Origin of the sequence: Paraburkholderia graminis C4D1M, assembly GCF_000172415.1 — a bacterium.
Classification (GTDB): domain Bacteria; phylum Pseudomonadota; class Gammaproteobacteria; order Burkholderiales; family Burkholderiaceae; genus Paraburkholderia; species Paraburkholderia graminis.
In genome coordinates this window covers 287707-311059 of record NZ_ABLD01000006.1, presented here as the reverse complement: position 1 = coordinate 311059, position 23353 = coordinate 287707, and the positions used below count along the sequence as shown (strand labels likewise).

Sequence of the window (23353 nt, the reverse complement as noted above, 5' to 3'; positions counted from 1 at the left end):
AGCCGGGGCGGACGCACTGTCCGCTTCCGGCGAATCGCTTACGTTTTCGGCACCGCCATCATCATGCTGCAACCCGCTGTGTTTCTCGACAAGGACGGCACGCTGCTCGACGACGTGCCGTACAACATCGACCCTTCGCTGATGCGCCTCGCACCCGGCGCTCGCGAAGCGTTGACGCTGCTCGCGAGCCAGCCGTTCGCGCTGTTCGTGATCAGCAATCAGTCGGGCGTCGCGCTCGGTAAGTTTCAGCGCGCCGCGTTAAAAGAGGTGGAAGCCGAACTCGCCCGCATGTTCAGCGAATGCGGTGCGACGCTCGCCGGCGCTTACTGGTGCCCGCATCATCCGGACGGCACGGTCGCGCCCTACGCGACCGCCTGCGATTGCCGCAAGCCGGCGCCCGGACTGCTGCTGCGCGCGGCGCGCGAGCATCGGCTGGATCTCGCGCGAAGCTGGTTCATCGGCGACATTCTCGACGACGTGGAAGCGGGCAATCGCGCCGGATGCCGCACGATTCTGCTCGACAACGGCCACGAGACCGAGTGGATAGAAGGACCGCAGCGCGTGCCCGGCGCGCGCGCCGCTGATTTATACGAAGCTGCGCAGATTGTCGTGCGCAGCGTCGAAGCGGTATCGCGGCCCGCGCCCGCCGGCGAGGAAACCGCTCGATGAACGCGCCGCTCCTCATCGCCCAGCCGACACTCGCGCACGCTCGCGTGCCCGACAGTCCGCAGCTCGCGCATTGGGGCGAGGACATCAAGCGGATTCTGTGCGTGCGGCTCGACAACCTCGGCGATGTGCTGATGACCACGCCCGCGCTGCACGCGTTGCGCGAGTCGGGCCCCGGCCGTCATATCACGCTGCTCGGCTCGCGCAGCGGCGCCGCGCTCGCGCCGTATCTGGACGATGTCGACGACGTGATCGAATACGAAGCGCCGTGGGTCGCGAATCCAGCCGCGAGTTCGCGCTCGCTCGCCGACGATCAGCGCATGCAGGAGCGCTTGCGGCACGGCGGCTTCGACGCGGCCGTGATCTTCACCGTCTACAGTCAGAGCCCGTTGCCCGCTGCGATGCTGTGTTATCTCGCGGGCATTCCGCGGCGGCTCGCGCATTGCCGCGAGAATCCGTATGCGTTGCTCAGCGACTGGCTGCGCGAACCGGAGCCGCAGCAGCGCACGCGTCACGAGGTGGAGCGGCAACTCGATCTCGTGCGCCAGGTCGGCGCACAAGCGCCCGATACGCGGATGCGCTTCGCTGTGCGGGATTCGGATAGGCGCGCGCTTGCGAAGCAGCTTGCGGCACGCGGCGTGCATAGTGACGCGAAAAGCCGCGCAAATGGCAGCACCCAGCACCGCGCCCCGTGGATCGTATTGCACCCAGGCGCAACGGCCGCATCGCGCCGCTATCCGCCGGAGCGCTTCGGCCAGGTGGCCACGCGCCTCGCCACGGAAACCGGCGCACCTATTCTGATCACCGGCAGCGCGAGCGAACGGCCGCTCGTCGATGCAGTGATCGCGGCGGCCGCGCCTCGCGTTCGCGCGCAACTGCACGATATGAGCGGGGCGCTGTCGCTCGGCGAACTCGCGGCGCTGATCGAGCGCGCCAGCGTGCTGGTGTCGAATAACAGCGGACCGGTCCATCTTGCGTCCGCGCTTGCCACGCCCGTCGTCGATCTTTACGCGCTGACGAATCCGCAGCACACGCCGTGGCAGACGCCGCATCGCGTGCTGTTTCGCGATGTCGAATGCCGCTGGTGTTATCGCAGCGAGTGTCCGCAACATCATCACGCGTGTCTGCTCGGCGTGACGCCCGGCGAAGTCGTGACAGCCGCGCTGGAGTTGCGCGCCGAAGCGCAGTCACACGCGCCGTCTGCGCGCCGTGCTTCCGACAACCCACCCAATGCCCACCACGAAAGCGACGCGGCACGGCCGCTCGCCAAACAACCGGTGGCGCCCTGACAACCCACTTCTACTGCGAACGCCCATGTATACACTCGGAATCAATGCCGTCTATCACGACAGCGCCGCAGCCATCCTGCGTGACGGCGTGGTGCTCGCCGCCGCCGAAGACGAACGCTTCACGCACGTCAAACATGCGAAGCGTCCCGTGCCGTTCTCGACCTGGCAACTGCCCTTCGATGCCATCGACTACTGCCTGAAAGCCGCCGGCATCACGCTTGCCGACGTCGATCACGTTGCGTATTCGTACGACCCGAGCCTGTTCGGCGGCATGCCGAAGCAGCCGGGCGCGACCATCGAACTGCCCTTCGATCCGGCCAACACGCGCCTCACGGACCCGTCCGCATCGCCGTGGGACCCGCTCTTTCTCAGCTATATCGCGAACGCCAAGGGCCAGTTGCTCGACGGTGCGCCGCATCATCTGCGCAAGCGTTTTCAGGGCGTGGACCGCAACAACGGCTTCAAGTGGCATTTTGTCGAGCATCACCTCGCACACGAAGCTAGCGCGTTTCTCGCGGCGCCTTACGACGACACCGCCGTGCTCACGATGGACGGCCGCGGGGAAGGCGTGACGACCAGCATGGGCCAGTTCGTCGACGGCGAATATACGCGGCTCAAACAGGTCGAGTTGCCGCACTCGCTCGGCCTGCTCTATGAAGCCGTGACCGACTGGCTCGGCTTCCTGCATTCGTCGGACGAGTACAAGGTGATGGCGCTCGCGTCGTACGGCAAGCCCGAATATGTCGATGTGTTCCGCGACATCGTGCGTTATCGCGGCGACGGCAGCTATACCGTCGACGCGCCGCGCCTCGTCAAGCGCTTTGGACCGGCGCGCGAACGCGGCGGCCCGCTTGAGCAGCGCCACTTCGACATCGCGCATTCGTTGCAGCGCGTGCTCGAGGAAACGGTGCTGCAACTCGCCGGCTGGCTGCATGAGAAGACCGGCTTGAGCAAGCTCAGCATGGCGGGCGGCGTGGCGCTGAACTGCGTGATGAATTCGAAGCTGCGCGACGCTGGCCCGTTCGACGACGTATGGGTCCAACCCGCCGCGGGCGACGCGGGCACCGCGCTCGGCGCGGCGCTGTGGATCGACTATCGCGAACGCAGCGAGCGCGGCGACCGCAAGCGTCACTGGACGATGGACCATGCGTACCTCGGCCCCGAGTATCCCGAAGAGGAAATCGAACAGTTCCTGAAATGGTCGAAGGTGCCCTATCGGCGGCTTGACGACATTGCCGGCGAAACCGCCGACCTGCTCGCGAGCGGCAAGGTGATCGGCTGGTATCAGGGCCGCACGGAATTCGGTCCGCGCGCGCTCGGCGCACGGTCGATTCTCGCGTCGCCCGTCGATCCGCACATGCAGGCGAAGCTCAACGAGATCAAGGACCGCGAGGACTTCCGGCCAGTCGCGCCGGTCGTCATGGAAGAGCATGCGAGCGAATGGTTCGTGAACGGCAAGGTCGCGCCGTTCATGCTGTTCGTGTTCGACGTGCACGCCGACAAGGCAGCGCGCATTCCGGCCGTGCGCCATGTCGACGGCACCGCGCGCGTGCAGACCGTGAACCGTTCGCAGCATCCGCTCTATTACGATCTGCTCGCCGCATTCAACCAACGCACCGGCGTGCCGATTCTCGTCAACACGTCGTTCAATACGCGCGGCGAGCCGATGGTGAATTCGCCGCGCGACGCGGTGGAGTCGTTCTGGACCTCGCCGCTCGACGCGCTCGTGATCGGTCCGTTTCTCGTCGAGAAAGCGAGGGATAGCGCATGAGTCCATCCGCTACGGGACCGATGGACGTAACAGGCGGCTTCAGTCGTTCGCATGACGAGACGGAGCCGATCGCCGCGGGCTATCCGGGTGCGCTGCTCGCGCACCTCGATGTGTCCGTGGTGGTGCCGACTTACCGGCGGCCCGACATGCTGGCGGCGTGCCTTCGCGCGTTGACCGAGCAGGACTTTCCTGTCGACCGCTATGAAATCGTGGTCTGCGACGACGGCCCCGACGAAGCGACGCGCGCCTGCGTCGCTCACATTGCGGCCGAGCAGGCGAAGCGCGGGCTCACGGTGCGCTATGTGCCCGTCACCCGCACGCAAGGTCCGGCCGGCGCGCGCAATGCGGGCTGGCAGCAGGCGCGCTCGCCGGTGATCGCCTTCACCGACGACGACACGCTGCCCGATCCGCATTGGCTGCAAGAAGGGCTCGCGGCGATCCGCCAGGGCGCGGCGGCCGCCGCGGGCAGAATCGTCGTGCCGCTGCCCGCCGTGCCGACCGACTACGAAGCCGATGCAAGCGGACTCGAACGCGCCGAATTCGCGACCGCCAATGTATTCGTCGCCCGGAGCTTTCTGACGATGACGGGCGGCTTCGACGAACGGTTTACATCAGCGTGGCGCGAGGACTCCGACCTGCAGTTCGCGCTGCTGCAAGCGGGCGGCAAGATCGTACGCGCGAACGAGGCGGTCGTCGTGCATCCCGTGCGGCCGGCGCGTTGGGGAGTCAGCATTTCGCAGCAAAAGAAAAGCCAGTTCGACGCGCTGCTGTACAAGAAGCACCCCGAACTGTTCAAGGCGCGGATTCGCTCGTCGCCTCCTTTTCTTTATTACCTGATTCTGTGCGCCGCATTGGCCGCGCTGATTGGCGTCGTGATCGGAGACACGACCACCATGACGCTCGGCTTTGTCGCATGGCTTGCGCTGACGGCCTACTTCTGCGCGATACGCCTGCGCGGACGGGACCGCGGTTTGCGGCACATCGCCGAAATGGCGTGGACGTCGATCCCGATCCCGTTCCTCTCGATCTACTGGCGGCTTTACGGCGCCGTACGTTACAAGGTGCTCTTTCTATGAATGCAGGCCCGTTCATCGCGTCACTCGCACCGCGGCGCATCGCCGTTTTTCGTGCGCTGCAGCTCGGCGACATGCTCTGCGCGGTGCCGGCTTTGCGGGCGCTGCGCGCGGCTGCGCCGCACGCGCATATCGCGCTGATCGGTCTGCCGTGGGCGCAGTCGTTTGTCGAACGTTATGCGGATCTCGTCGATGAGCTGATCGTCTTTCCGGGCGCCGAAGGCTTTCCCGAGCAGCGCGAATCGAACGACGGCCTGCCCGCGTTTTATGAACGGATGCGCGCGCAGCATTTCGATCTCGCGATCCAGTTGCACGGCAGCGGCGGCATTGCGAACGATCTGATGCTTCAGTTCGGCGCGCGCGCTTATGCAGGCTTCGTGCAGCCGGACGAGCCGCCGCGCGATGGCGTGTTCATCGGCTGGCCCGACGATTTGCCGGAGCCCGAGCGCTATCTTGCGTTGATGAGCGCGCTAGGTGCCGACACCACCGAGCGGCACTTGTCGTTTCCGCTGAGCGATCGCGATGGCGACGAATATGCGTCGCTCGTCGCCGCACACGGTATCGAAGCACAGCGTCTCGTGCTCGTTCATCCTGGTGCGCAATTGCCCTCGCGCCGCTGGCCCGCCGCGCGTTTCGCCGAAGTCGCGGACCGTCTCGCCGCCGACGGCTGGCAGATCGCGATCACGGGAACCGCGGCTGAAGCGTCGCTTACCGGCGAGGTGCTCGGCGCCATGACCGCGCCCGCGTTGCACCTGGCCGGCGCGACGTCGCTCGGCGGATTGGCGGCGCTCGTCGCGCATGCGCGGCTCGTGGTCTGCAACGACACGGGCATTTCGCATATCGCCGCGGCTGTCGCGACCGCGTCGGTGGTGATTGCATCGGGCAGCGACACACGGCGCTGGGCGCCGCTCGACCACGCGCGGCATCGCGTGCTCGCCGACTATCCGCCGTGCCGTCCGTGCATGTTCCGCGAGTGCCCGTACGGCCATCCTTGCGCGCTGAATATCGGCGTCGAGCGCGTGGTCGAGACGGCACGCGCGCAACTGGCCGAGGTTCACGGCGCCCGTCCCGCCGGTCCGTACGCGTTGCATACACAGACCGGAAGCGGGCCCTTCGAGGAGTTGCATCATGCTGCGTAACTGCCGCCGTCTGCGTGTGTTGACATGGCACGTCCACGGCAACTATCTGTACTACCTGACTCAGGCGCCGCACGACTTCTATCTGGTGACGAAGCCGGGCCATCCGCCCGGCTATGCAGGCAAGGTCGGCGTGCTGCCGTGGGGCGACAACGTCGACGAAATCAATGCGGACGACGTGCCCGATCAGGAATTCGACGTGATCCTGTATCAGCACAAAACGCACTGGGAATACGACCGCGAGCATGTGTTGAGCGAGGCGCAACGGCGCCTGCCGCGCGTCTATATCGAGCACGATCCGCCGCAGGAAAACCCGTTCCAGCAATGGCATTGGGTCGACGATCCGGACACTCTGCTGGTCCACGTCACCCACTTCAACCGGCTGATGTGGGATTGCGGCGTGACGCCGACGCGCGTGATCGAACACGGCGTGGTGGTGCCGGAAGGCGTGCGCTACAGCGGCGAACTCGAACGCGGCATTGTCGTCGTCAATCATCTGGCGCAGCGCGGAAGGCGGCTTGGCGCCGACGTGTTCGCCGACCTGCGCACGCGTGTTCCGCTCGATCTCGTCGGCATGGATGCGGAGCGGCTGGACGGTATCGGCGAAGTCGGCAATCTGGATCTCGCCGCGTTCAGCGCGCGCTATCGCTTCTTCTTCAATCCGATTCGCTGGACGAGCCTCGGTCTCGCGATTGTCGAGGCGATGACGATCGGCATGCCGATCGTCGGCCTCGCGACCACCGAACTCGCGACGGTGATTCGCAACGGCGAAAACGGCTTCGTGCATACGGATGTGAATGCGCTCGAAGACGCGATGCACGAGTTGCTGCGCGACCCGGCGGAAGCACGGCGTCTGGGCGAAGGCGCGCGGCGCACCGCGCTCGAGCGCTTCCACATAGACCGTTTCGCGCAGGACTGGCACGAAGCGTTGCTGCACGTTACCGCATGAGCGGCGCGTCTTGACGACCTTCGCCGAATCATCATAAGGACGACGCAACATGAAAGAACTCACCCGCAAGCGGATTCTCGTCACAGGCGGCGCCGGCTTTCTCGGCTCGCACCTGTGCGAGCGGCTCGTGACGCAGGGCCATGACGTGCTGTGCGTGGATAACTTCTACACCGGCACGAAGGACAACATTGCGCATCTGCTGGACTGCCCGAACTTCGAGCTGATGCGTCACGACGTGACATTTCCGCTTTATGTCGAAGTCGACCAGATCTACAACCTCGCGTGTCCCGCATCGCCGATTCATTATCAGCACGATCCGGTGCAAACCACCAAGACGAGCGTGCACGGCGCGATCAACATGCTGGGCCTCGCGAAGCGCGTGAAGGCGAGGATTTTTCAGGCGTCGACGAGCGAAGTGTATGGCGATGCCCTCGTGCATCCGCAGAAAGAAGACTACTGGGGCCATGTAAATCCGATCGGCCCGCGCTCGTGCTACGACGAAGGCAAGCGCTGCGCGGAAACGCTTTTCATGGACTACCGGCGCCAGCATGGCCTGTCGATCCGCATCGCGCGAATCTTCAATACGTATGGGCCGCGCATGCATCCCACCGATGGCCGTGTGGTGTCGAACTTCATGATGCAGGCGCTGCGCGGCGAGCCGATCACGCTCTATGGCGACGGCTCGCAAACGCGTTCGTTCTGTTACGTGGACGACATGATCGACGCGTTCATCCGCCTGATGAATTCCGCCGACGACCCAGGCGGTCCGGTCAATCTCGGCAATCCGCACGAAGTCAGCATGCGCGAGATCGCGCAACGGATCGTCGCGATCACGGGCTCCAATTCGCCGCTCGAATTGCATCCGTTGCCGACCGACGATCCGTGGCATCGGCAGCCGGATATTTCGCGCGCGCGCGAGTTGCTCGGCTGGCAACCGCAAACCTCGCTCGACGACGGTCTGCAGCACACCGCGCGTTACTTCCGCGCGCGAATTGAGGCGAGTTCGGAGGCGAGTTCGGAAGCGGGTTCAGAAGCGGGCGCGCCAAGCGCGCCCGCGGCTCAGCGTCCGGCCCTCACATAGCTCGCGAGAAAGGTGCGCGTGCTGCCGTCGGGGAATTGCACGGCCACCTGTTCGCCGCTCGCGAGCGCGACCTCGCCTGCGCCGTAACGCGGCACGCGTACTGCATCGCCCGGCGCCCAGACGCGCGGTTTGGGCGGCTCCATTTTCTTGCGCGGCGCCTTCGTGTCCGCTGACGTTGCGCCTGCAACGATCGCATCCGGCGCGACGTCGATTTGCGGCGGACGCACGCAGTTATCGCACACGCCGCAGCGCTCGACGGCGGGCGTATCGCCGTAATAGTCGAGGATTGCGCGCCAGCGGCACTGGCCGGTTTGCGCATAGTCGATCATTGCCTGCAGCGTTTCCCTGTCATGCGCGCTCATCTGCTCGAATTGCGCCGCGGCTTTCGCGACGGTGTCCCGCGTGGATTCACGGGCCGATTCGCGCGCATCCTCATGCGTTCGCAGACGATAACGGCGCTGCCGGTCGCGGCCCGCCACGCGCGCGTCGACCAGCATGTTCAGCGCGACTTCGAGCTTGCCGGCGCCGACATCGGGCAACGCATCCTTCAGCGCCTTGAGCGTCATACCCTTCGGCTCTTCGCCGATACGCGCCGCCAGCGTGTCATACACGCGTTGCGCCAGTTCGACGTTCGGGTAGCGTCCCGCAAGAAAGAACTGCTGGATGCGCTTGTCGTTCAGGTCGAATAGCAGCACGCAATCGGCAGGCTCTCCATCGCGGCCCGCGCGGCCCGTCTCCTGATAGTAGGCATCGAGGCTGCCAGGTATCTGGTAATGAATCACGAAGCGTATGTCCGCTTTGTCGATGCCCATGCCGAACGCGTTCGTCGCGATCATCAAGCGGGTCGCGCCCGACATGAACTGCTCCTGCGCCTCTTCGCGCGCGGCCGCCGACATTCGGCCGTGATATCGCGACACCGATTCGCCGGCTTCCGTCAGCCAGCCGTGAATGCGGTCGACGTCGCGCACGGTGGCCGCATACACGATGCCGGCGCCGCCGAGCGATCCGATCAGCTTCGACAGTTGCTCGCGCTTCGCGGCCATCGCGCGCGCGGCGCCGTCCTTGCCGCCCGCCGTGCTCACCTGCACAACGCGATAACGCAGATTCTCGCGATACGTGCCCGTGCGAACCACAAGCGGGTCGCGCAGCGCGAGCGAATGCACGATGTCGTCGATCACGCGCTGCGTCGCCGTTGCGGTCAACGCGAGCACGGGCGGTTGCCCGAGCGCCTTCACCGCTGCGGCGATCTCCAGAAACGCGGGACGGAAATCGTGTCCCCAATGCGACACGCAATGCGCCTCGTCGACGACCACGAGGCCGACGCGATTTTCCGGGCGCGCGCGCAACGTCTCGATGAACGCCGGCTGCGCGAGTCGCTCGGGCGTCACGAACACAATGCCGCTATCGCCCGCTGCAATGCGTTGCAGCGCCTCGCGCTCGGCGCGGCTTTTCAACGTGCTGTTCACCAGCGTGCAGTCGATGCCGGCCGCGAGCAGCTTGTCCGCCTGGTCCTTCATCAACGCGATCAGCGGCGACACGACGAGCGTCGTGCCTTCGAGATGCAGCGCGGGTAACTGGTAACACAGCGATTTGCCCGCGCCGGTGGGCATCGTCGCAAGCGTGTCGCGATGTTGCAATACGCTGCGGATAATGTCCTCCTGCCCCGCGCGCAAACGCGCGATGCCGAACATGTCGCGCATGGTCTTGCGCATGCTGCGAAGCCGTTGGTCGACTGTCATGGTTATGAAGAAGCGTCCTTGCAGGCGTTGCCGCCCGCGGTGAAGTGAAGGATGAATTGCCGCTCGTTTTCGGCGCCCCGAGGTGCACGGTTGCAGTGCCTTTTAGCCGCCGAGCAATTAGCGTGCAGCACCCTTTCTTCTATGCGTTGCGGCGAGCGCGCCGCGGGTATCGCGTTTGCTCGATTCCCGATGTGCATCGACGAATGCGTGAACCCAACCGAAAGGAGAAAGCGATGAATCAGGAACCGTCCGATCCCGTCGAACGCGCGGACCAGCGGCGTGAAGAAGAACTCGGCGATGGCGATGTGAAAGTGAATCCCGACGGCAAAGTCGAACAGCGTCCGCATGGAAGCATGGACGCCACGCTACTTGCGAAGGACAAGGATCATCCGTCGGAAGGGCCGTACACGCCCGAGCACGATCACGTCGATCCGGATCTCGAACCCGGCGGCGCGAAAGGGCATCCGACCAGTAAGGATGATTTGTCCGCGTGAGTTGGCGCGAGTTGCGTTGGGTTGCGTTGGGTTGCGGGCGAAAGTACGCCCGCAATTCGCGCGGCAGTAAGCAATAAATAGAGTCAGGCGGCCAGCATCACGCCGCCGGACAGCCGGCCGGGCGAAGCGTACCGCCGCACTGCCGGCACGCTTCCCGCACTCACTTATTCACGCGCCGTTCGTCGCGCTACCCGTGCGTCCAACATTCGCCTGCGCCGCTGACTGACCGCTGCGCGTGTACGGCGCGAGCGCATCGGGCGCGCGCATATCGCGTGGCGTTTCGAAGTCCGCGAGCGCGGCGCCGCGCATTTCCTCCGCCGACTTCGCAAAGCCGGTGCGATCGCTGTAGTCGACCGACGGCAAACGCGGCGCGGCGGCCGCGCTTTTCGCCGCATACACATCGAGCGCGGTGACGCATGCGACGTTGACGGCCGCGACGGTCGCGCGTTGCCGGTCGCGTGCGCTCCACTTGTTCGACGACAGCGCCAGCGTGCCGAGATCGAGCGCATCGCCGCCGACACGCGCCCACAAAAACGGCCGCGGATTGCGCGACGCAAGAATGCCGACGCCGCACGCAAGCTCGCGCAATCCATAGAAACGCACTGCCCCCGGTCCCGCGTTCACACCGGCAGCGCGCGCCATCATGCGCGGCGCAACCAGTTCCGCGATGCCCAGCGCAATGCTGAACCACGCCAGACCGCGTGCGACGGAATCCGGCTGCGGCAGCTTTTCCTTCAGCGCGCGAACGCCCTCCTGCTTCGACTCGTTACGTGAATCCATTTGCATCACCTTCGTGTGTTGGGCCGCGATCGATCGACGCGGCCCAGGTAGTCAAAAAGTGCAGCACGCTTTGCATGGTCAATGGAAAACAACGGCATGAACATCAAGGCTTCAGCACGACCTTGATGCAGCCGTCTTCCTTGTCGCGAAACGTCTTGTACATGCGCGGGCCTTCATCGAGCGAGACCGTATGCGTGATTACGAACGACGGATCGATCTGCCCTTGCTGGATTCGCCGCAACAGGTCGTCGGTCCAGCGGTTGACGTGCGTTTGTCCCATGCGCCACGTGAGGCCCTTGTTCATCGACGCACCGAACGGAATCTTGTCGAGCAGCCCGCCGTACACGCCGGGCACCGACAACGTGCCGGCAGGACGGCAAACGTAGATCATTTCGCGCAGCACATGCGGGCGATCGGTTTCGAGCATCACGGCCTGCTTCGCGCGGTCGTACATGGAGTCGAGCGAGCGCGTGGCGTGCGATTCCATGCCCACGGCGTCGATACATTTTTCGGGGCCTTTGCCGCCCGTCAGTTCCTTCAAACGCTCGAGCACGCTCTCGGCCTTGAAGTCGATCGTGACCGCGCCGCCCGCGCGCGCCATCGAAAGACGCTCGGGCACGCAGTCGATTGCGATCACCTGTTTGGCGCCAAGCAGCACGGCGCTGCGGATCGCCATTTGCCCGACCGGACCCGCGCCCCAGATCGCAACGGTGTCCGTCGGTTCAATATCGCATTGCACTGCCGCTTGCCAGCCGGTCGGAAAGATGTCGCCGAGAAAAAGCACCTGCTCGTCGGTGAGGCCGTCCGGAATCTTGACGTGCGTTTTGTCCGCGAAGGGCACGCGCACGAACTCCGCCTGGCCGCCGGGATAGCCGCCCGTCAGATGCGTGTAGCCGAACAGACCCGCTGTGGTGTGGCCGAACATCTTGTCGGCGATGTCCTTGTTGCGGTTCGTGCGCTCGCACACCGAGAAGTTGCCGCGCCGGCACTGATCGCATTCGCCGCAAATGATCGTGAACGGTACGACGATGCGGTCGCCGACCTTCAGCGCCGTGTTTTCCTTGCCGACTTCGACGACCTCGCCCATGAACTCGTGGCCCATGATGTCGCCGGATTCCATGCCGGGCATGAAGCCGTCGTACAGATGCAGATCGGAGCCGCATATCGCGCAACTCGACACCTTGATGATCGCGTCGCGTGGATGTTCGATCTTCGGATCGGGCACGGTGTCGCACCGGATGTCTTTCTTGCCATGCCAGCTAAGCGCCTTCATAAAGTCCTCCACACTGTAGGGTTCATCGGCTCGCGGCTGCATTGCCCACATGGGCGCCTTGCGAACATTGCGACATTGCGCATGAAACGCGCCGCCCGCTGCGTCACGCGATAGTTGCTACATCGCGCGTGTAAATTCGCGGCGCGGACATCGCAGCGCCGCACCGCGCGCTAGTGCTGAAACACGCTTCGCGCAGACCTGGTGAGCCATGCCATCACGCTCGTTCGCGCGAGCGTTCCGATCGCCTTGCGCGGTCCGAGCAGCGCCGCGGCGACACCGGCCGCGAGCAGGAGCGCCACGTACGGCGTGTCGGCGAGCGAGCTCATGACGTTGACGGCCGGCAAGCCGCCCTTGATTGGATGACGCGACGGTGTGCGCAGCGCGAGATTCGCGGACAGCAACTGCGCGCGCGACATGGCCATGCGCTCGAGAATGATCACGCGATGTTGCTGATGCCGAAGCGGATCGTGTTTCATTTCAGGGCATCCTTCAGGGCTTCGAGGTCGCTCGACATTTCGTCGCGCAGAACGTGCAACGGCTCGGCGGGCTTTTGCGTCTTCATCATCGCGAAGGTCGCAATGGAGATGAGCAGCCACGCCGCCGCGACGCCCCACGCGACTGCGACCACGTACGGCGTATTCCACGCCGAGACGATGATGGCCACGCATAGAAACGAGAGGGTGAACATGGCGGCGACTGCCAGCACGACCATCGCGATGACCTCGCGTACGAGCCGCGCTTTGGCCTCGTCGAGCTCCAGCGCCAGAAGCTCGGCGTAGTCGACTGCCCGACTGGAACAGAAGCGCGCCACGTTGCGCCACTGGCTGACTCTGCTATGTATCGACATCGTGTATCTCCCGCCGCAATGCCGTCACGCGCGCTCGCCGCCGGATGTGCCGGGCGGCGAGCGCTTCATCGCAACGATGCAATCGACTCTGTGCCAACCGTGTCTTACGACCGTTTCTAACGGTAATCCCTGTCGTCGCGGTAATCGCGTGCGGTCGAGGAGCGCAGCGCGCCGAGTATGAAGCCCGCCGCCACCGCAATCGCGAGTGCGGTGAACGGCCGCTCGGTGGTCGTCTCGCGCACGACGTCGGTGAGATCGGCCCATACCTGTTGAGCCTTGCCGCTCAACTCGCGCGCGGTGCCGGCCATTTGCGTGCCGGTGTCGCCGAGCATGTCGCCCGCCGTCTGCTCGAGCTTGCCGCCGATTTCCTTTACCGTGCCTTCCACTTTTCCTGTTTCCATGTCTGCTCTCCGTGGTTTGTGCGCACAAGCGCGCACTGCGCTGCCGCGCTGCCGGAGCTCCGGCATGCGTTGCCGTCACGCCGCAAGAAGCAGGCCGCGTGAACGGATCTTCGACACTCGACGGATAGCGGCGCGCTCGCGCGGCGAATCGCATCGGCGCGCGACGGAGAACAATGGAGAAGAGAGCGAGGAATGAAGAAGTAAAAGCGGAGAAGCAGAAGCGGCGCAGTCAGCGCGAGCATGACAGACGCATTGGACGCGCGCCGTCACGCGAACGCGTCGGCGCATCGTGGAGAAATCGTGGACAAAAGCCGCACGAACTCGCTGCTACATTGATGTATGCACTCGCGCAACCAGGGCAGTTCAGGAGGCGCGACTATGCATGCGAGCCGCGCGGGTTGAAACCGCGCGTGAATAAACCGCTAACGACAGGGTTAACCCGGCGGCAACGCGCCGTTGAGTATGCGCTGCAAGGTGTCGATCTTGCGAAGATGCACGCCCCATAGCTGGCCGGCGTCCTTGATACGGCGCAGCCGATCGTGCCAATAGCTGAGTGGAAATGCCGAGTTCTCGCGCGCACTCGCATGCGAGCGCAGCAGCACATGTTCGATATGGGCGAGATCGCGTTCGATCATCGCCTGTCGCATGGAGCCGAGCGCTCCGTTGGAGAAGGTCTGTCGCATGGAAGTAGCAGGCGGCGGTAAAAGCACCCAACTAGCAAAGCGCGTGCCGCGGGACCGCGATTAACCGGTCCAATCCCGCCGAAATCCATGCGGGGCGCGCTATTCCTCTTTAGCAAGCAGGCGCCGCGACCTCGCTTTCTTGCGTCAACGAGTCGTAGAAAAACGCCTTCGTCCATGCCCCTTTTTACAATCGACGCCTGCGCGAAAGAACACCGCGCGCGCCGCAATGCGCCCCGTCGCAAGCCGCCTTCTGATTCAAGCTTCCCCGCCGCGAGCCGATAACAAAAAGGTGACGATCCATTTTGAGGAGCGTTCTCCAGATCAATTCGGCTGTCATGGCTCCCATTACGCGCGCTTCCTATTCCGCTTGCTATTCCCTCACGCACCGCCTGGTCGTTTATTCGGTCGCCGGGCTGGCGACGCTTTGTTCGCCGGCCGCTTTCGCCGACAACGAGCCCGCCGCGAGCGGAACGTCGGTGTCGGACACGGCCGACCTGGCCGCGATGCCACTGGAGGCGCTGATGCAGGTCACGGTCAACACCGCGTCGCGTTTCGATCAGTCCGTCACCGACGCGCCGGCTGCGGTCGTCGTGCTCACCGCCGAGGACATCCGTGAGTTCGGCTGGCGCACGCTCGCCGATGCGCTCGCGTCGCTGCCAGGTCTCTATGTCACGAACGATCGCTCGTACCAATACCTCGGTGCGCGCGGCTTCCAGCGCCCCGGCGATTACAACAGCCGGTTCCTGCTGCTGATCGACGGCATTCGCACGAACGACGGCGTGTACGGTCAGGCGCCGATCGGCTCGGACTTTCCGCTCGACATGGATCTCGTCAAGCGCATCGAGTACGTGCCGGGTCCAGGTTCGTCGATGTACGGCGCGAACGCGCTGTTCGGCGTCATCAACGTCATCACGAAGAGCGGCAGCGATCTGGCCGGCGCGGAAGCCGCGGTCGCGGCGGGCAGCTTCGGCGAAAAGAAGGCGCGTGCGTCATACGGCTGGCATGGCGCGCATGGGGCCGACATTCTGCTGTCGGCAACCGCATATGGACGAAACGGAGAGGACTTGTATTACCCGGAATTCGACACGCCGGATCAGAACCACGGCGTTGCGCACCGGCTCGACTACGACCGCGCGCAGGACTTTCTCGCGCGCGCCGCTTATGGCGATTTCCGGTTCAGCTTCATCTACGGAAATCGCACCAAGGGTATTCCCGATGCGCCATACGGCGCCGTGTTCAACGCGCCGTTCAGCGTGTCGGATACGCATAGCTATGCGGATCTCACGTATCAGCATGCGTTGTCCGATGGCGTGATGCTGGCATCGCAGCTTTACTGGGGCCGCTACGATTACCGGATGCCGGCGATCGACGGTCCCGCGCCGTACGTGGTGAACATCGATGGAAGCCACGCGCTGTGGTACGGCGCCGACGTGCACGCGACCATCTCGTCGCTTGCGAAACATCGCATCGTGGTCGGCGCCGACTTCGCGAGAGACGCGCGCCTTAACCAGTACAACTACAACGTCGACCCGTACTCGCAAATGCTCGACGACCATCACAGCGGCAATCGCGCCGGCGTCTATGTCGAAGACGAAATCACGCTGCCCTGGAACTTCACGCTGAACGCGGGCTTGCGTTACGACCAGCAGACGTCCGCGGGCGGCAACCTGAGCCCGCGTATCGGACTCATCTACAAGCTGACTCCACGCGATACGTTCAAGCTGCTATACGGTCAGGCCTATCGCGCGCCGAACGCGTATGAAATGTACTACGCGATAAGCGGCCCGGATGGCCAGTTGGGAAACCGGTCATTGAAGGCGGAGCACATCGCGACCACCGAACTCGTCTATGAAAGAGCGCTGTTCACGACGGCGCGCGCAACGCTTTCGCTATTCCAGTACGACGCGCGCGATCTGATCAGCCAGACGCTCGATGAATCATCCGGGCTCTTCATTTTTCGCAACGTAAGCCGCGCGAGCGCGCGCGGCGCCGAACTCGCCTATGAACAGCGCGTCGCGGGCGCGCGCGTGCGCGCGAGCTATTCCTACCAGATAGCTCACGACTCGAACACCGGCGCTTCGCTGCAAAACTCGCCGAGGCATCTCGGCAAGCTCAATCTCGCCGTGCCGTTCTTCGCCAATGCGTTGATGACCGGACTCGAAGTGCAATGCACGTCGTCCCGTCTCGCCGCGGCCGGCGACGCCGGCGGCTTCTGCCTTGCGAACCTGACGCTCAGTTCGCGCCGCCTGGTTCGCGGGGCCGATCTGTCGTTCTCCATTTATAACCTCACCGATAAACGATACGCCGACCCAGTGGGCCCCGGCTTTACACAGGAGACAGTTGCGCAGCAAGGCCGGACTTTCCTCTTCAAGGCCGTCTACGGGTTCTGACATGGATCGCGTTCGCATCCAGATCATTGCGGCGTCCCTGATATTTGCGTCGCCGGTCATTGTGCAGACCTCCGTCGACGCGCAAGTGGACTTGCCGGCGCTCGAGGCCGCCTACATCTTCAACTTCGCGCAGTTTACGGACTGGCCCGCGGGCCGTCCTGTCGACAACGTACTGTCGATCTGCGTGGACCCGGAGAGCCCGCTCGGCCAGGCACTTGCGCGACTCGACGGCAAGCACGGCGGCAAACAGGCGTGGCGGGTTCGTCCGTTGCCGCGCGGGGAGAAGGTTGGCGATTGCCAGCTCGCGGTACTGACGGCGAGCACGGCTTTGAGCGCGGCAGTCAAGGCGCTGCTCGCTTCGGACGCACCCGTGGTGATCGTCAGCGAAGCGGACACGGCCGACCAGGGATGGGTGATCCGCCTCGTGCGCGAAGGCGATCACCTGAAGTTCGACATCAACGTTACCGAGGCTTCACGCCGCCGCATCACGCTCAGTTCGAAACTCATGCGGCTTGCAAGGACAGTGCTATGAAAAGTTTCCCGGTCTTGCGCCGGTTTGCATGGCCTCGCGAACACGTCAACCTCGTCGGCGTGATGATTGCGCTGCTGATTTCCAGCGTCGTGCTGCTGGTCTATCAGGCGCTTTCGCTGCGCACGTCGTTGACCAACGACGTCAGCATGCAGGCGTCCGTGCTCGCGGAAAATTTGACTGCATCCGCGATGTTCGGCGACCGCGACGCCACCGCCGAAGTGCTCGGCTCGCTGCGCAAGGTGCCGCATGTGGAAAGCGCGACCGTCTATACGCCCGACGGCGAACTGTTCGTGCGTTATACGCGCCCCGGCCTGAGCCGCAGTGAATCGGAAGAAGGCACGCTCGCCAATGCCGGCAGTTCGCCGCGTCTTTCGCTCGAAGATATTTTCGTCGCGGCGCCGATTATTCATAACGGTCAACTGCTCGGCAGCATCGTGATCGTCGCGACCACCGAAGCGATAAAAATGCAGCTTGCGCAATACGGCTGCTTTCTCGTCGGCGCTTCGCTGTGTTCGGTGTGGATCGCCTCGCTCGTGATGCGGCGCATGCGCGAGCGCGTATCGCGCGCGGAGAAGGACCTCGAATATCTTGCATCGACGGACCCGCTCACGGACCTGCCTAACCGCCGCGCGTTCTACGACGAACTGAAAGCGCGCCTGCATAAAGCGCACGCGGCCGACAAACGCGTCGCGCTGATGATGGTCGATCTCGACAACTTCAAGATCGTCAACGACACGCTGGGTCATGGCGCGGGCGACGAACTGCTCAAGCAGGTTGCCGACGCGTTGCGCAATGTCGTGCGGCCTAACGATCTCGTGAGCCGCATTGGCGGCGACGAATTCGCCGTGGTCATCGGACCGGACGCGAGCCGCGTTCGCGCACGGGCGACCGCGGGCCGCATCGCGCGCAACCTGTCTCGTCCGTTCATTCTGCACGGCAGCGACTCGGTGGTGACGGCAAGCGTGGGCTTCAGCGTCTATCCGGAAGACACCGGCGAAATGGCGGAACTGGTGAGCAATGCCGACATCGCGCTTTACTCCGCGAAAAGCAGGGGCAAGAGCATTGCCGTCGAGTTTCAGAGCGAGATGACAGCGGAAGCGCAGCGGCGCGCGCGCATCGAGGCGGAACTGCGCAAGGCCGTCGATCAGGACGGCTTGCAGATCGTCTATCAGCCGCAGTTCGACTGCCTGTCGGGACGGCTGCTCGGTGCCGAAGCGCTGGTCCGTTGGACCCATCCTTCGGAAGGACCTATTTCGCCGGCTGAATTCGTGCCGATCGCGGAGAACAGCGATCTGATCGTGTCGCTCGGCCGCTGGGTGTTGTGGCGCGCATGCCGCGACGCGGCGAACTGGAACGCCGGCCGCAATGCGGGCGTGCATGTGGCCGTGAACATTTCGGCGCGGCAATTGCGGGCCGAGGGCTTCACGAACGAAGTGTGCGACGCGCTCGAAAAAAGCGGCCTGCCCGCTTCGCTGCTCGAACTCGAACTCACCGAAAGCCAATTGATGTCCAATATGTCGGTGGGCATTCAGGCGATGCAGGAACTGCGCGCGGCCGGTGTGCGCCTCTCGCTCGACGATTTCGGCACCGGTTACTCGTCGCTGTCGTATCTGCAATCTTTTCCGGTGCACAGCATCAAGATCGACCGCAGCTTTATCTGCCCGTTGCCGAATGGCGGGCAGCCTATCGTCACCGCAATCATTTCGATGGCGCATAGTTTCGGGCTGCTGGTCGTCGCGGAAGGCGTCGAATATCCGGCGCAACTCGAATGGCTGTGCGATGCGCATTGCGATGTCGTTCAAGGCTTTTTGACCGGCCACCCGATGTCGCTCGAACAACTGCTCGCCATCATTCGCATGGAAGAAGACAGAGGGGAACATAAGCGCGTCGGCCGCCGCTCGCCGCTGCGGCCGCGAGCGCAACGGGCGCCTACCGCCTGAAGGTCCGCTTCAAAGCCCGCTTGACCCTCGCGATATATGAAGGTAACCTGCACAGGTAACCTTCATATATTGTTCCGGCACGCATGGCCAAAAACGATCCGCCGCTCGACACCGACTCCCTTCACGTATTGGCCGAAGACCTGCGCGTGCTGACCGGCAAGCTGCGCCGCCGTCTGCGCGAAGAAGCACACCTCGGCGACTTCACGCCTTCGCAAATACAGGTACTCGGGCTGCTCGAACGCGAGGGCCCGGCAACGGTTACCGAACTCGCGCGCGCGCACGGCATGCGCCCGCAATCCATGGGCGAGACGCTTTCGGTTCTGAAAGCCGCGGGCCTCGTGAGCGGCGCGCCAGATCCGAACGACGGCCGGCAAACCGTGCTCACTCTCACGCCGGCCTTTCGCAAGAAGATCAAGGCGAGCCGCGCCGCGCGCGAAGACTGGCTTTTTCGCACGATCCAGACGCGCTTTTCAGCGGCCGAGCAAAAGCAGCTTGCCACCGGCGTCGAATTGCTCAAACGCCTGATCGACTCGTAATCCGTCAACCTCACCGCAAGAGGAATACGTATGGCACTGACTACACTCGATGCAAAAACCGCGCTCGTCGTGATCGATTTGCAGCAAGGCATCGTGGCGATGCCCACGGCTCATCCCGCCGCGCAAGTCGTCACGCACGCGGCCGCTTTGGCCGAAGCATTTCGCCGTCACGGCCTGCCCGTCGTGCTCGTCAACGTGGCGGGCGGCGCACCTGGGCGCGCGGAGCAGGCACGCCCCACCGGCAACTTTCCGCCGGAATTCACCGACCTCATGCCCGAACTGAACCCGCAAGCGTCGGATCATCTCGTCACGAAACGGACGTGGGGGGCGTTTACGAATACAGACCTCGAAGCGTATCTGCGCGAGCAAGGTGTGACGCAGATCGTGCTGGCGGGCATCTCCACCAGCATCGGCATCGAATCCACCGCGCGCTTCGCGCACGAGCTGGGGTTCAACATCGCCTTTGCCGTCGACGCGATGACCGACCTGCATCTTGACGCCCACACGAATAGCCTGACGCGAATCTTTCCGCGGCTCGGAGAGACCGGCACGACGCAGCAGGTACTCGCCATGCTGGAACAAACGCGCGCATGAGCATGAGCTTGATCACGCGCCGCAAGCCCAACCTCAGTCACGCGTCTGTGCGCAAGGAGCCGTAGTGAGCAGCACATTCCGTTCGCTGCGCAACTTCAATTACCGGATGTGGGCGAGCGGTGCGATCGTCTCGAACGTCGGCACGTGGATGCAGCGCACCGCGCAGGACTGGCTCGTGCTCACGGAACTCACGCAGCACAATGCGACGTCCGTGGGTATCGTGATGTCGCTGCAGTTCGGGCCGCAAATGCTGCTGTTGCCGCTCACCGGCTACGCGGCGGATCACTTCGACCGCCGCAAGCTGCTGTTCTTCACGCAGGCAGCGATGGGCAGTCTCGCGCTCGGCCTCGGCCTGCTGACCATCACGGGCCTCGTGCAACTGTGGCAGGTCTACGTTTTCGCGGGACTGCTCGGCTGCGTGACCGCGTTCGATTCGCCCGCGCGTCAAACCTTCGTGTCGGATCTTGTCGGCGAAAGCGATCTGTCGAATGCGGTCGCGCTCAATTCGACCTCGTTCAATGCGGCGCGAATGATCGGGCCGGCAGTGGCCGGCTTGCTGATTGCATCGGTCGGAACGGGTTGGGTGTTTCTGATCAACTCGCTCTCTTTCATTGCCGTGCTCGGCGCATTGCGCATGCTGCGCGTACGCGAACTTCACGCGAAGCCGCTCGCGGTTCGCTCGCGCGGCAGCTTCGTGGAAGGCTTCAAATATGTGTGGAAGCGCCCCGATCTGAAGGCCGCGCTTTTGATGCAGTTCCTGATCGGCACGTTCGGACTCAACTTCCCGATCTTCATTTCGACGATGTCGGTCAGCGCATTTCATGCAGGCGCCGGCGAATACGGCGTGCTCAGTTCGACGATGGCGGTGGGTTCCGTCACCGGCGCGCTGCTGGCCGCGCGCCGCGCGCAACCGCGCATGGCGTTGCTGCTGGGCGCGGCGGCGATCTTCGGCGTGGGCTGCACGGTTGCTTCGTTGATGCCGAACTATGTGCTCTTCGGCATTGCGCTCGCGTTCATCGGCGTGTCGACGCAAACCTTCAATACGTCCACCAACAGCCTCGTGCAACTCTCCACGGAACCTGCGATGCGCGGCCGCGTGATCGCGATTCTGCTCGCTATCGCGCTGGGCGGCACGCCGCTTGGCGCGCCCGTCGTCGGCTGGGTCGCGGATCGTTTCGGTCCGCGCTGGGCGCTCGGCGTGGGCGCGGCGTCGGGCTTCGCGGCCGCGCTGGTGGGCCTCATGTATCTCGTCCGATACCGCAGTCTGCGCGTGTTTTTCGACGCGGGGCGCCTTCGCTACAGCATCGACGAGCCGCGCCAGGCGCCGCCTTATGTGAGTCCCGCCATCGCCGTGCAAAATGCGGTGCTCGATGAGGCGGAAGAAGAGTCGTCGTCGGGTGTGTGAAGTGTGAAATGTGAAAAGGCCATGAAAAAAGCCGCGGCTCGAGTTTGAGCCGCGGCTTTGTTATTAGGCTTGTTGCGCTTGTCGCGCTTCGTGCTTCTACCGCGAATTACTTCGCAACAGGCATCGTGAATTCCGCGCCCTTCGCGATGCTGTCGGGCCAGCGCTGCATGATGCTCTTGTAGCGCGTATAGAAGCGCACGCCCTCTTCGCCGTACGCATGGTGATCGCCGAACAGCGACCGCTTCCAGCCGCCAAACGAATGCCATGCCATCGGCACCGGAATGGGCACATTGATGCCGACCATGCCGACCTGAATCTGCCGGCCGAACGCGCGCGCGACGCCGCCGTCGGACGTGAAGAGCGATACGCCGTTGCCGAATTCGTGTGCGTTGATCAGTTCGACCGCACTCGCGAAATCGGGCACACGTACCACCGCCAGCACCGGGCCGAAGATCTCTTCCTTGTAGATCTTCATTTGCGTGCCGACGTTGTCGAACAACGTTCCGCCGATGAAGAAGCCCTCTTCTTTCGCGACCGCATGCGTGCGGCCATCGACGATCAGCGTAGCGCCCTCTTCCACGCCGGATGCGATATAGCCCGCCACTTTCGCCTTGTGCTCGGCGGTCACGAGCGGGCCCATTTCGGCGTCGAGGTTCTCACCGTTCTTGATGACGAGCGACTTCACGCGCGGCACGAGCTTTTCGATCAGCCTGTCGGCGACATTGCCCACCGCCACCGCCACCGAGATCGCCATGCAGCGCTCGCCGGCCGAGCCATAGGCCGCGCCGATGAGCGCATCCACGGCCTGATCGAGATCGGCGTCGGGCATAACGACGAGGTGATTCTTCGCGCCGCCGAGAGCCTGCACGCGCTTGCCGCGCTTCGATGCTTCGCCGTGAATGTATTCCGCAATCGGCGTCGAGCCCACAAAAGACAGCGCCGCCACGTCGGGATGCTCGATCAATGCGTCGACGGCCACCTTGTCGCCGTTCACCACATTGAATACGCCATCGGGCAAGCCGGCTTCCTTCAACAACTCGGCAATGCGCAACGACGCCGACGGATCGCGCTCGGACGGCTTCAGCACGAATGTGTTGCCGCAAGCGAGCGCGACCGGGAACATCCACATCGGCACCATCACAGGAAAATTGAACGGCGTGATGCCGGCCACGACGCCGAGCGGCTGACGCAAATTCCAGTTGTCGATGCCGCCGCCGATCTGATCGGTGAAATCGGTCTTCAACAGGTTCGGAATGCCGCACGCGAATTCGACGACTTCGATGCCGCGCACCACTTCGCCTTGCGCGTCCGTGAACACCTTGCCGTGCTCGCGCGTGATGAGCATCGCGAGTTCGTCGTGATGTCTGTTGAGCAGTTCCTTGAACCTGAACAGAATGCGTGCGCGCTTGAGCGGCGCGGTTTCGCTCCATGCCGCAAACGCCGCCTTGGCCGATTTGACCGCGGCATCCACTTCCTCGACCGATGCAAGCGCGACCGAGCCCGTCACCTTGCCAGTCGCGGGATTGAATACGTCCTTGAAACGGCCGCTGCCGGGCGCAGCCAGCGCGCCGCCGATGTAGTGACCGATCTGCTGCACTGACAGCCGGTCTTGCTCGTTTACTGCGTTCATGTCGTACCTCACGTTCGGGAATGGGCCGCGGTGTGTACCGGGCAGACAGGCGGATTCGAGACCCGCCAACTGTATCGACGTGAAGCGGGTAATTCCCTATACAGCAAAACAGAACCGCGCCTCACTGTATTGTTTTTTGCGCAG

General features: G+C 63.9%; 22 protein-coding genes. 14 read left to right on the top strand and 8 right to left on the bottom strand.

The window, feature by feature from the left end:
- Nucleotides 1-63 precede the first annotated feature (63 nt).
- Genes BGRAMDRAFT_RS13665 through BGRAMDRAFT_RS13635 form a run of 7 tightly spaced genes read left to right on the top strand, consistent with a single transcriptional unit; the run spans nucleotide 64 to nucleotide 7965 of the window.
- Nucleotides 64-669, top strand: a complete 606-nt coding sequence (locus tag BGRAMDRAFT_RS13665; protein WP_006049344.1) for a D-glycero-alpha-D-manno-heptose-1,7-bisphosphate 7-phosphatase — start codon at nucleotides 64-66, stop codon at nucleotides 667-669.
- Nucleotides 666-1955 carry a lipopolysaccharide heptosyltransferase II gene (waaF, locus tag BGRAMDRAFT_RS13660; protein ID WP_006049343.1) on the top strand — a complete coding sequence of 430 codons (1290 nt, stop codon included), beginning with the start codon at nucleotides 666-668 and terminating at the stop codon, nucleotides 1953-1955. Before BGRAMDRAFT_RS13665 ends, waaF begins: the two co-directional genes overlap by 4 nt.
- 25 nt (nucleotides 1956-1980) lie before the next feature.
- On the top strand, nucleotides 1981-3726 hold the full coding sequence (locus tag BGRAMDRAFT_RS13655; RefSeq protein ID WP_006049342.1) for a carbamoyltransferase family protein: 1746 nt from the start codon (nucleotides 1981-1983) through the stop codon (nucleotides 3724-3726).
- Nucleotides 3723-4802, top strand: a complete 1080-nt coding sequence (locus tag BGRAMDRAFT_RS13650) for a glycosyltransferase family 2 protein (RefSeq protein WP_006049341.1) — start codon at nucleotides 3723-3725, stop codon at nucleotides 4800-4802. The genes BGRAMDRAFT_RS13655 and BGRAMDRAFT_RS13650 overlap by 4 nt, the downstream gene beginning before the upstream one ends.
- The gene (locus BGRAMDRAFT_RS13645; protein WP_006049340.1) at nucleotides 4799-5938 is read left to right on the top strand and encodes a glycosyltransferase family 9 protein; all 1140 of its coding nucleotides are present in this window, start codon (nucleotides 4799-4801) and stop codon (nucleotides 5936-5938) included. The genes BGRAMDRAFT_RS13650 and BGRAMDRAFT_RS13645 overlap by 4 nt, the downstream gene beginning before the upstream one ends.
- Nucleotides 5928-6884, top strand: a complete 957-nt coding sequence (locus tag BGRAMDRAFT_RS13640) for a glycosyltransferase family 4 protein (protein WP_006049339.1) — start codon at nucleotides 5928-5930, stop codon at nucleotides 6882-6884. The genes BGRAMDRAFT_RS13645 and BGRAMDRAFT_RS13640 overlap by 11 nt, the downstream gene beginning before the upstream one ends.
- Before the next feature lie 49 nt (nucleotides 6885-6933).
- Nucleotides 6934-7965 (top strand): UDP-glucuronic acid decarboxylase family protein, encoded by a 1032-nt coding sequence (locus tag BGRAMDRAFT_RS13635; RefSeq protein WP_006049338.1) that lies wholly within the window; start codon nucleotides 6934-6936, stop codon nucleotides 7963-7965.
- On the opposite strand, the gene BGRAMDRAFT_RS13630 is transcribed toward BGRAMDRAFT_RS13635, so the two are convergent.
- The gene (locus BGRAMDRAFT_RS13630; protein WP_044021007.1) at nucleotides 7944-9704 is read right to left on the bottom strand and encodes a RecQ family ATP-dependent DNA helicase; all 1761 of its coding nucleotides are present in this window, start codon (nucleotides 9702-9704) and stop codon (nucleotides 7944-7946) included. The two genes, BGRAMDRAFT_RS13635 and BGRAMDRAFT_RS13630, sit on opposite strands and share 22 nt — an antisense overlap.
- A gap of 233 nt (nucleotides 9705-9937) precedes the next feature.
- Here BGRAMDRAFT_RS13630 and BGRAMDRAFT_RS13625 point away from each other — a divergent pair, with 233 nt between their 5' ends.
- Complete coding sequence (locus BGRAMDRAFT_RS13625) at nucleotides 9938-10198, top strand: hypothetical protein (protein WP_006049336.1); 261 nt, start codon at nucleotides 9938-9940, stop codon at nucleotides 10196-10198.
- Between the two features lie 168 nt (nucleotides 10199-10366).
- Here the strand turns inward: BGRAMDRAFT_RS13625 and BGRAMDRAFT_RS13620 are convergent, their stop codons facing one another.
- The 6 genes from BGRAMDRAFT_RS13620 to BGRAMDRAFT_RS13595 all read right to left on the bottom strand — a co-directional run bounded on the left by BGRAMDRAFT_RS13620 (nucleotide 10367) and on the right by BGRAMDRAFT_RS13595 (nucleotide 14146).
- Nucleotides 10367-10978, bottom strand: a complete 612-nt coding sequence (locus tag BGRAMDRAFT_RS13620) for a hypothetical protein (protein ID WP_006049335.1) — start codon at nucleotides 10976-10978, stop codon at nucleotides 10367-10369.
- A 103-nt stretch (nucleotides 10979-11081) separates the two neighbouring features.
- A complete protein-coding gene (locus BGRAMDRAFT_RS13615) occupies nucleotides 11082-12251 on the bottom strand; it encodes a zinc-dependent alcohol dehydrogenase (protein WP_006049334.1) in 1170 nt (389 codons plus the stop codon).
- Between the two features lie 170 nt (nucleotides 12252-12421).
- Complete coding sequence (locus tag BGRAMDRAFT_RS13610; RefSeq protein ID WP_006049333.1) at nucleotides 12422-12727, bottom strand: hypothetical protein; 306 nt, start codon at nucleotides 12725-12727, stop codon at nucleotides 12422-12424.
- Nucleotides 12724-13098 (bottom strand): phage holin family protein, encoded by a 375-nt coding sequence (locus tag BGRAMDRAFT_RS13605; protein WP_006049332.1) that lies wholly within the window; start codon nucleotides 13096-13098, stop codon nucleotides 12724-12726. The genes BGRAMDRAFT_RS13610 and BGRAMDRAFT_RS13605 overlap by 4 nt, the downstream gene beginning before the upstream one ends.
- 116 nt (nucleotides 13099-13214) lie before the next feature.
- Nucleotides 13215-13499 (bottom strand): CsbD family protein, encoded by a 285-nt coding sequence (locus BGRAMDRAFT_RS13600; RefSeq protein ID WP_006049331.1) that lies wholly within the window; start codon nucleotides 13497-13499, stop codon nucleotides 13215-13217.
- Between the two features lie 434 nt (nucleotides 13500-13933).
- A complete protein-coding gene (locus BGRAMDRAFT_RS13595; protein ID WP_006049330.1) occupies nucleotides 13934-14146 on the bottom strand; it encodes a hypothetical protein in 213 nt (70 codons plus the stop codon).
- A gap of 371 nt (nucleotides 14147-14517) precedes the next feature.
- Here BGRAMDRAFT_RS13595 and BGRAMDRAFT_RS13590 point away from each other — a divergent pair, with 371 nt between their 5' ends.
- The 6 genes from BGRAMDRAFT_RS13590 (at nucleotide 14518) to BGRAMDRAFT_RS13565 (ending at nucleotide 21579) form a co-directional block, all read left to right on the top strand.
- A complete protein-coding gene (locus BGRAMDRAFT_RS13590) occupies nucleotides 14518-16572 on the top strand; it encodes a TonB-dependent receptor plug domain-containing protein (RefSeq protein WP_006049329.1) in 2055 nt (684 codons plus the stop codon).
- Nucleotide 16573: 1 nt separating this feature from the next.
- Nucleotides 16574-17104 carry a YfiR family protein gene (locus BGRAMDRAFT_RS13585; protein WP_006049328.1) on the top strand — a complete coding sequence of 177 codons (531 nt, stop codon included), beginning with the start codon at nucleotides 16574-16576 and terminating at the stop codon, nucleotides 17102-17104.
- Entirely contained in the window at nucleotides 17101-19044 is a 1944-nt protein-coding gene (locus BGRAMDRAFT_RS13580) for a putative bifunctional diguanylate cyclase/phosphodiesterase (protein WP_006049327.1), read from the top strand. The genes BGRAMDRAFT_RS13585 and BGRAMDRAFT_RS13580 overlap by 4 nt, the downstream gene beginning before the upstream one ends.
- An 83-nt stretch (nucleotides 19045-19127) precedes the next feature.
- Entirely contained in the window at nucleotides 19128-19580 is a 453-nt protein-coding gene (locus BGRAMDRAFT_RS13575; RefSeq protein WP_006049326.1) for a MarR family winged helix-turn-helix transcriptional regulator, read from the top strand.
- A gap of 30 nt (nucleotides 19581-19610) precedes the next feature.
- Complete coding sequence (locus BGRAMDRAFT_RS13570; protein ID WP_006049325.1) at nucleotides 19611-20174, top strand: isochorismatase family protein; 564 nt, start codon at nucleotides 19611-19613, stop codon at nucleotides 20172-20174.
- A 64-nt stretch (nucleotides 20175-20238) separates the two neighbouring features.
- Nucleotides 20239-21579, top strand: a complete 1341-nt coding sequence (locus tag BGRAMDRAFT_RS13565) for an MFS transporter (RefSeq protein ID WP_006049324.1) — start codon at nucleotides 20239-20241, stop codon at nucleotides 21577-21579.
- A gap of 106 nt (nucleotides 21580-21685) precedes the next feature.
- Here BGRAMDRAFT_RS13565 and BGRAMDRAFT_RS13560 read toward each other — a convergent pair whose 3' ends face one another.
- Nucleotides 21686-23209, bottom strand: a complete 1524-nt coding sequence (locus BGRAMDRAFT_RS13560; RefSeq protein ID WP_006049323.1) for a CoA-acylating methylmalonate-semialdehyde dehydrogenase — start codon at nucleotides 23207-23209, stop codon at nucleotides 21686-21688.
- Nucleotides 23210-23353 lie beyond the last annotated feature (144 nt).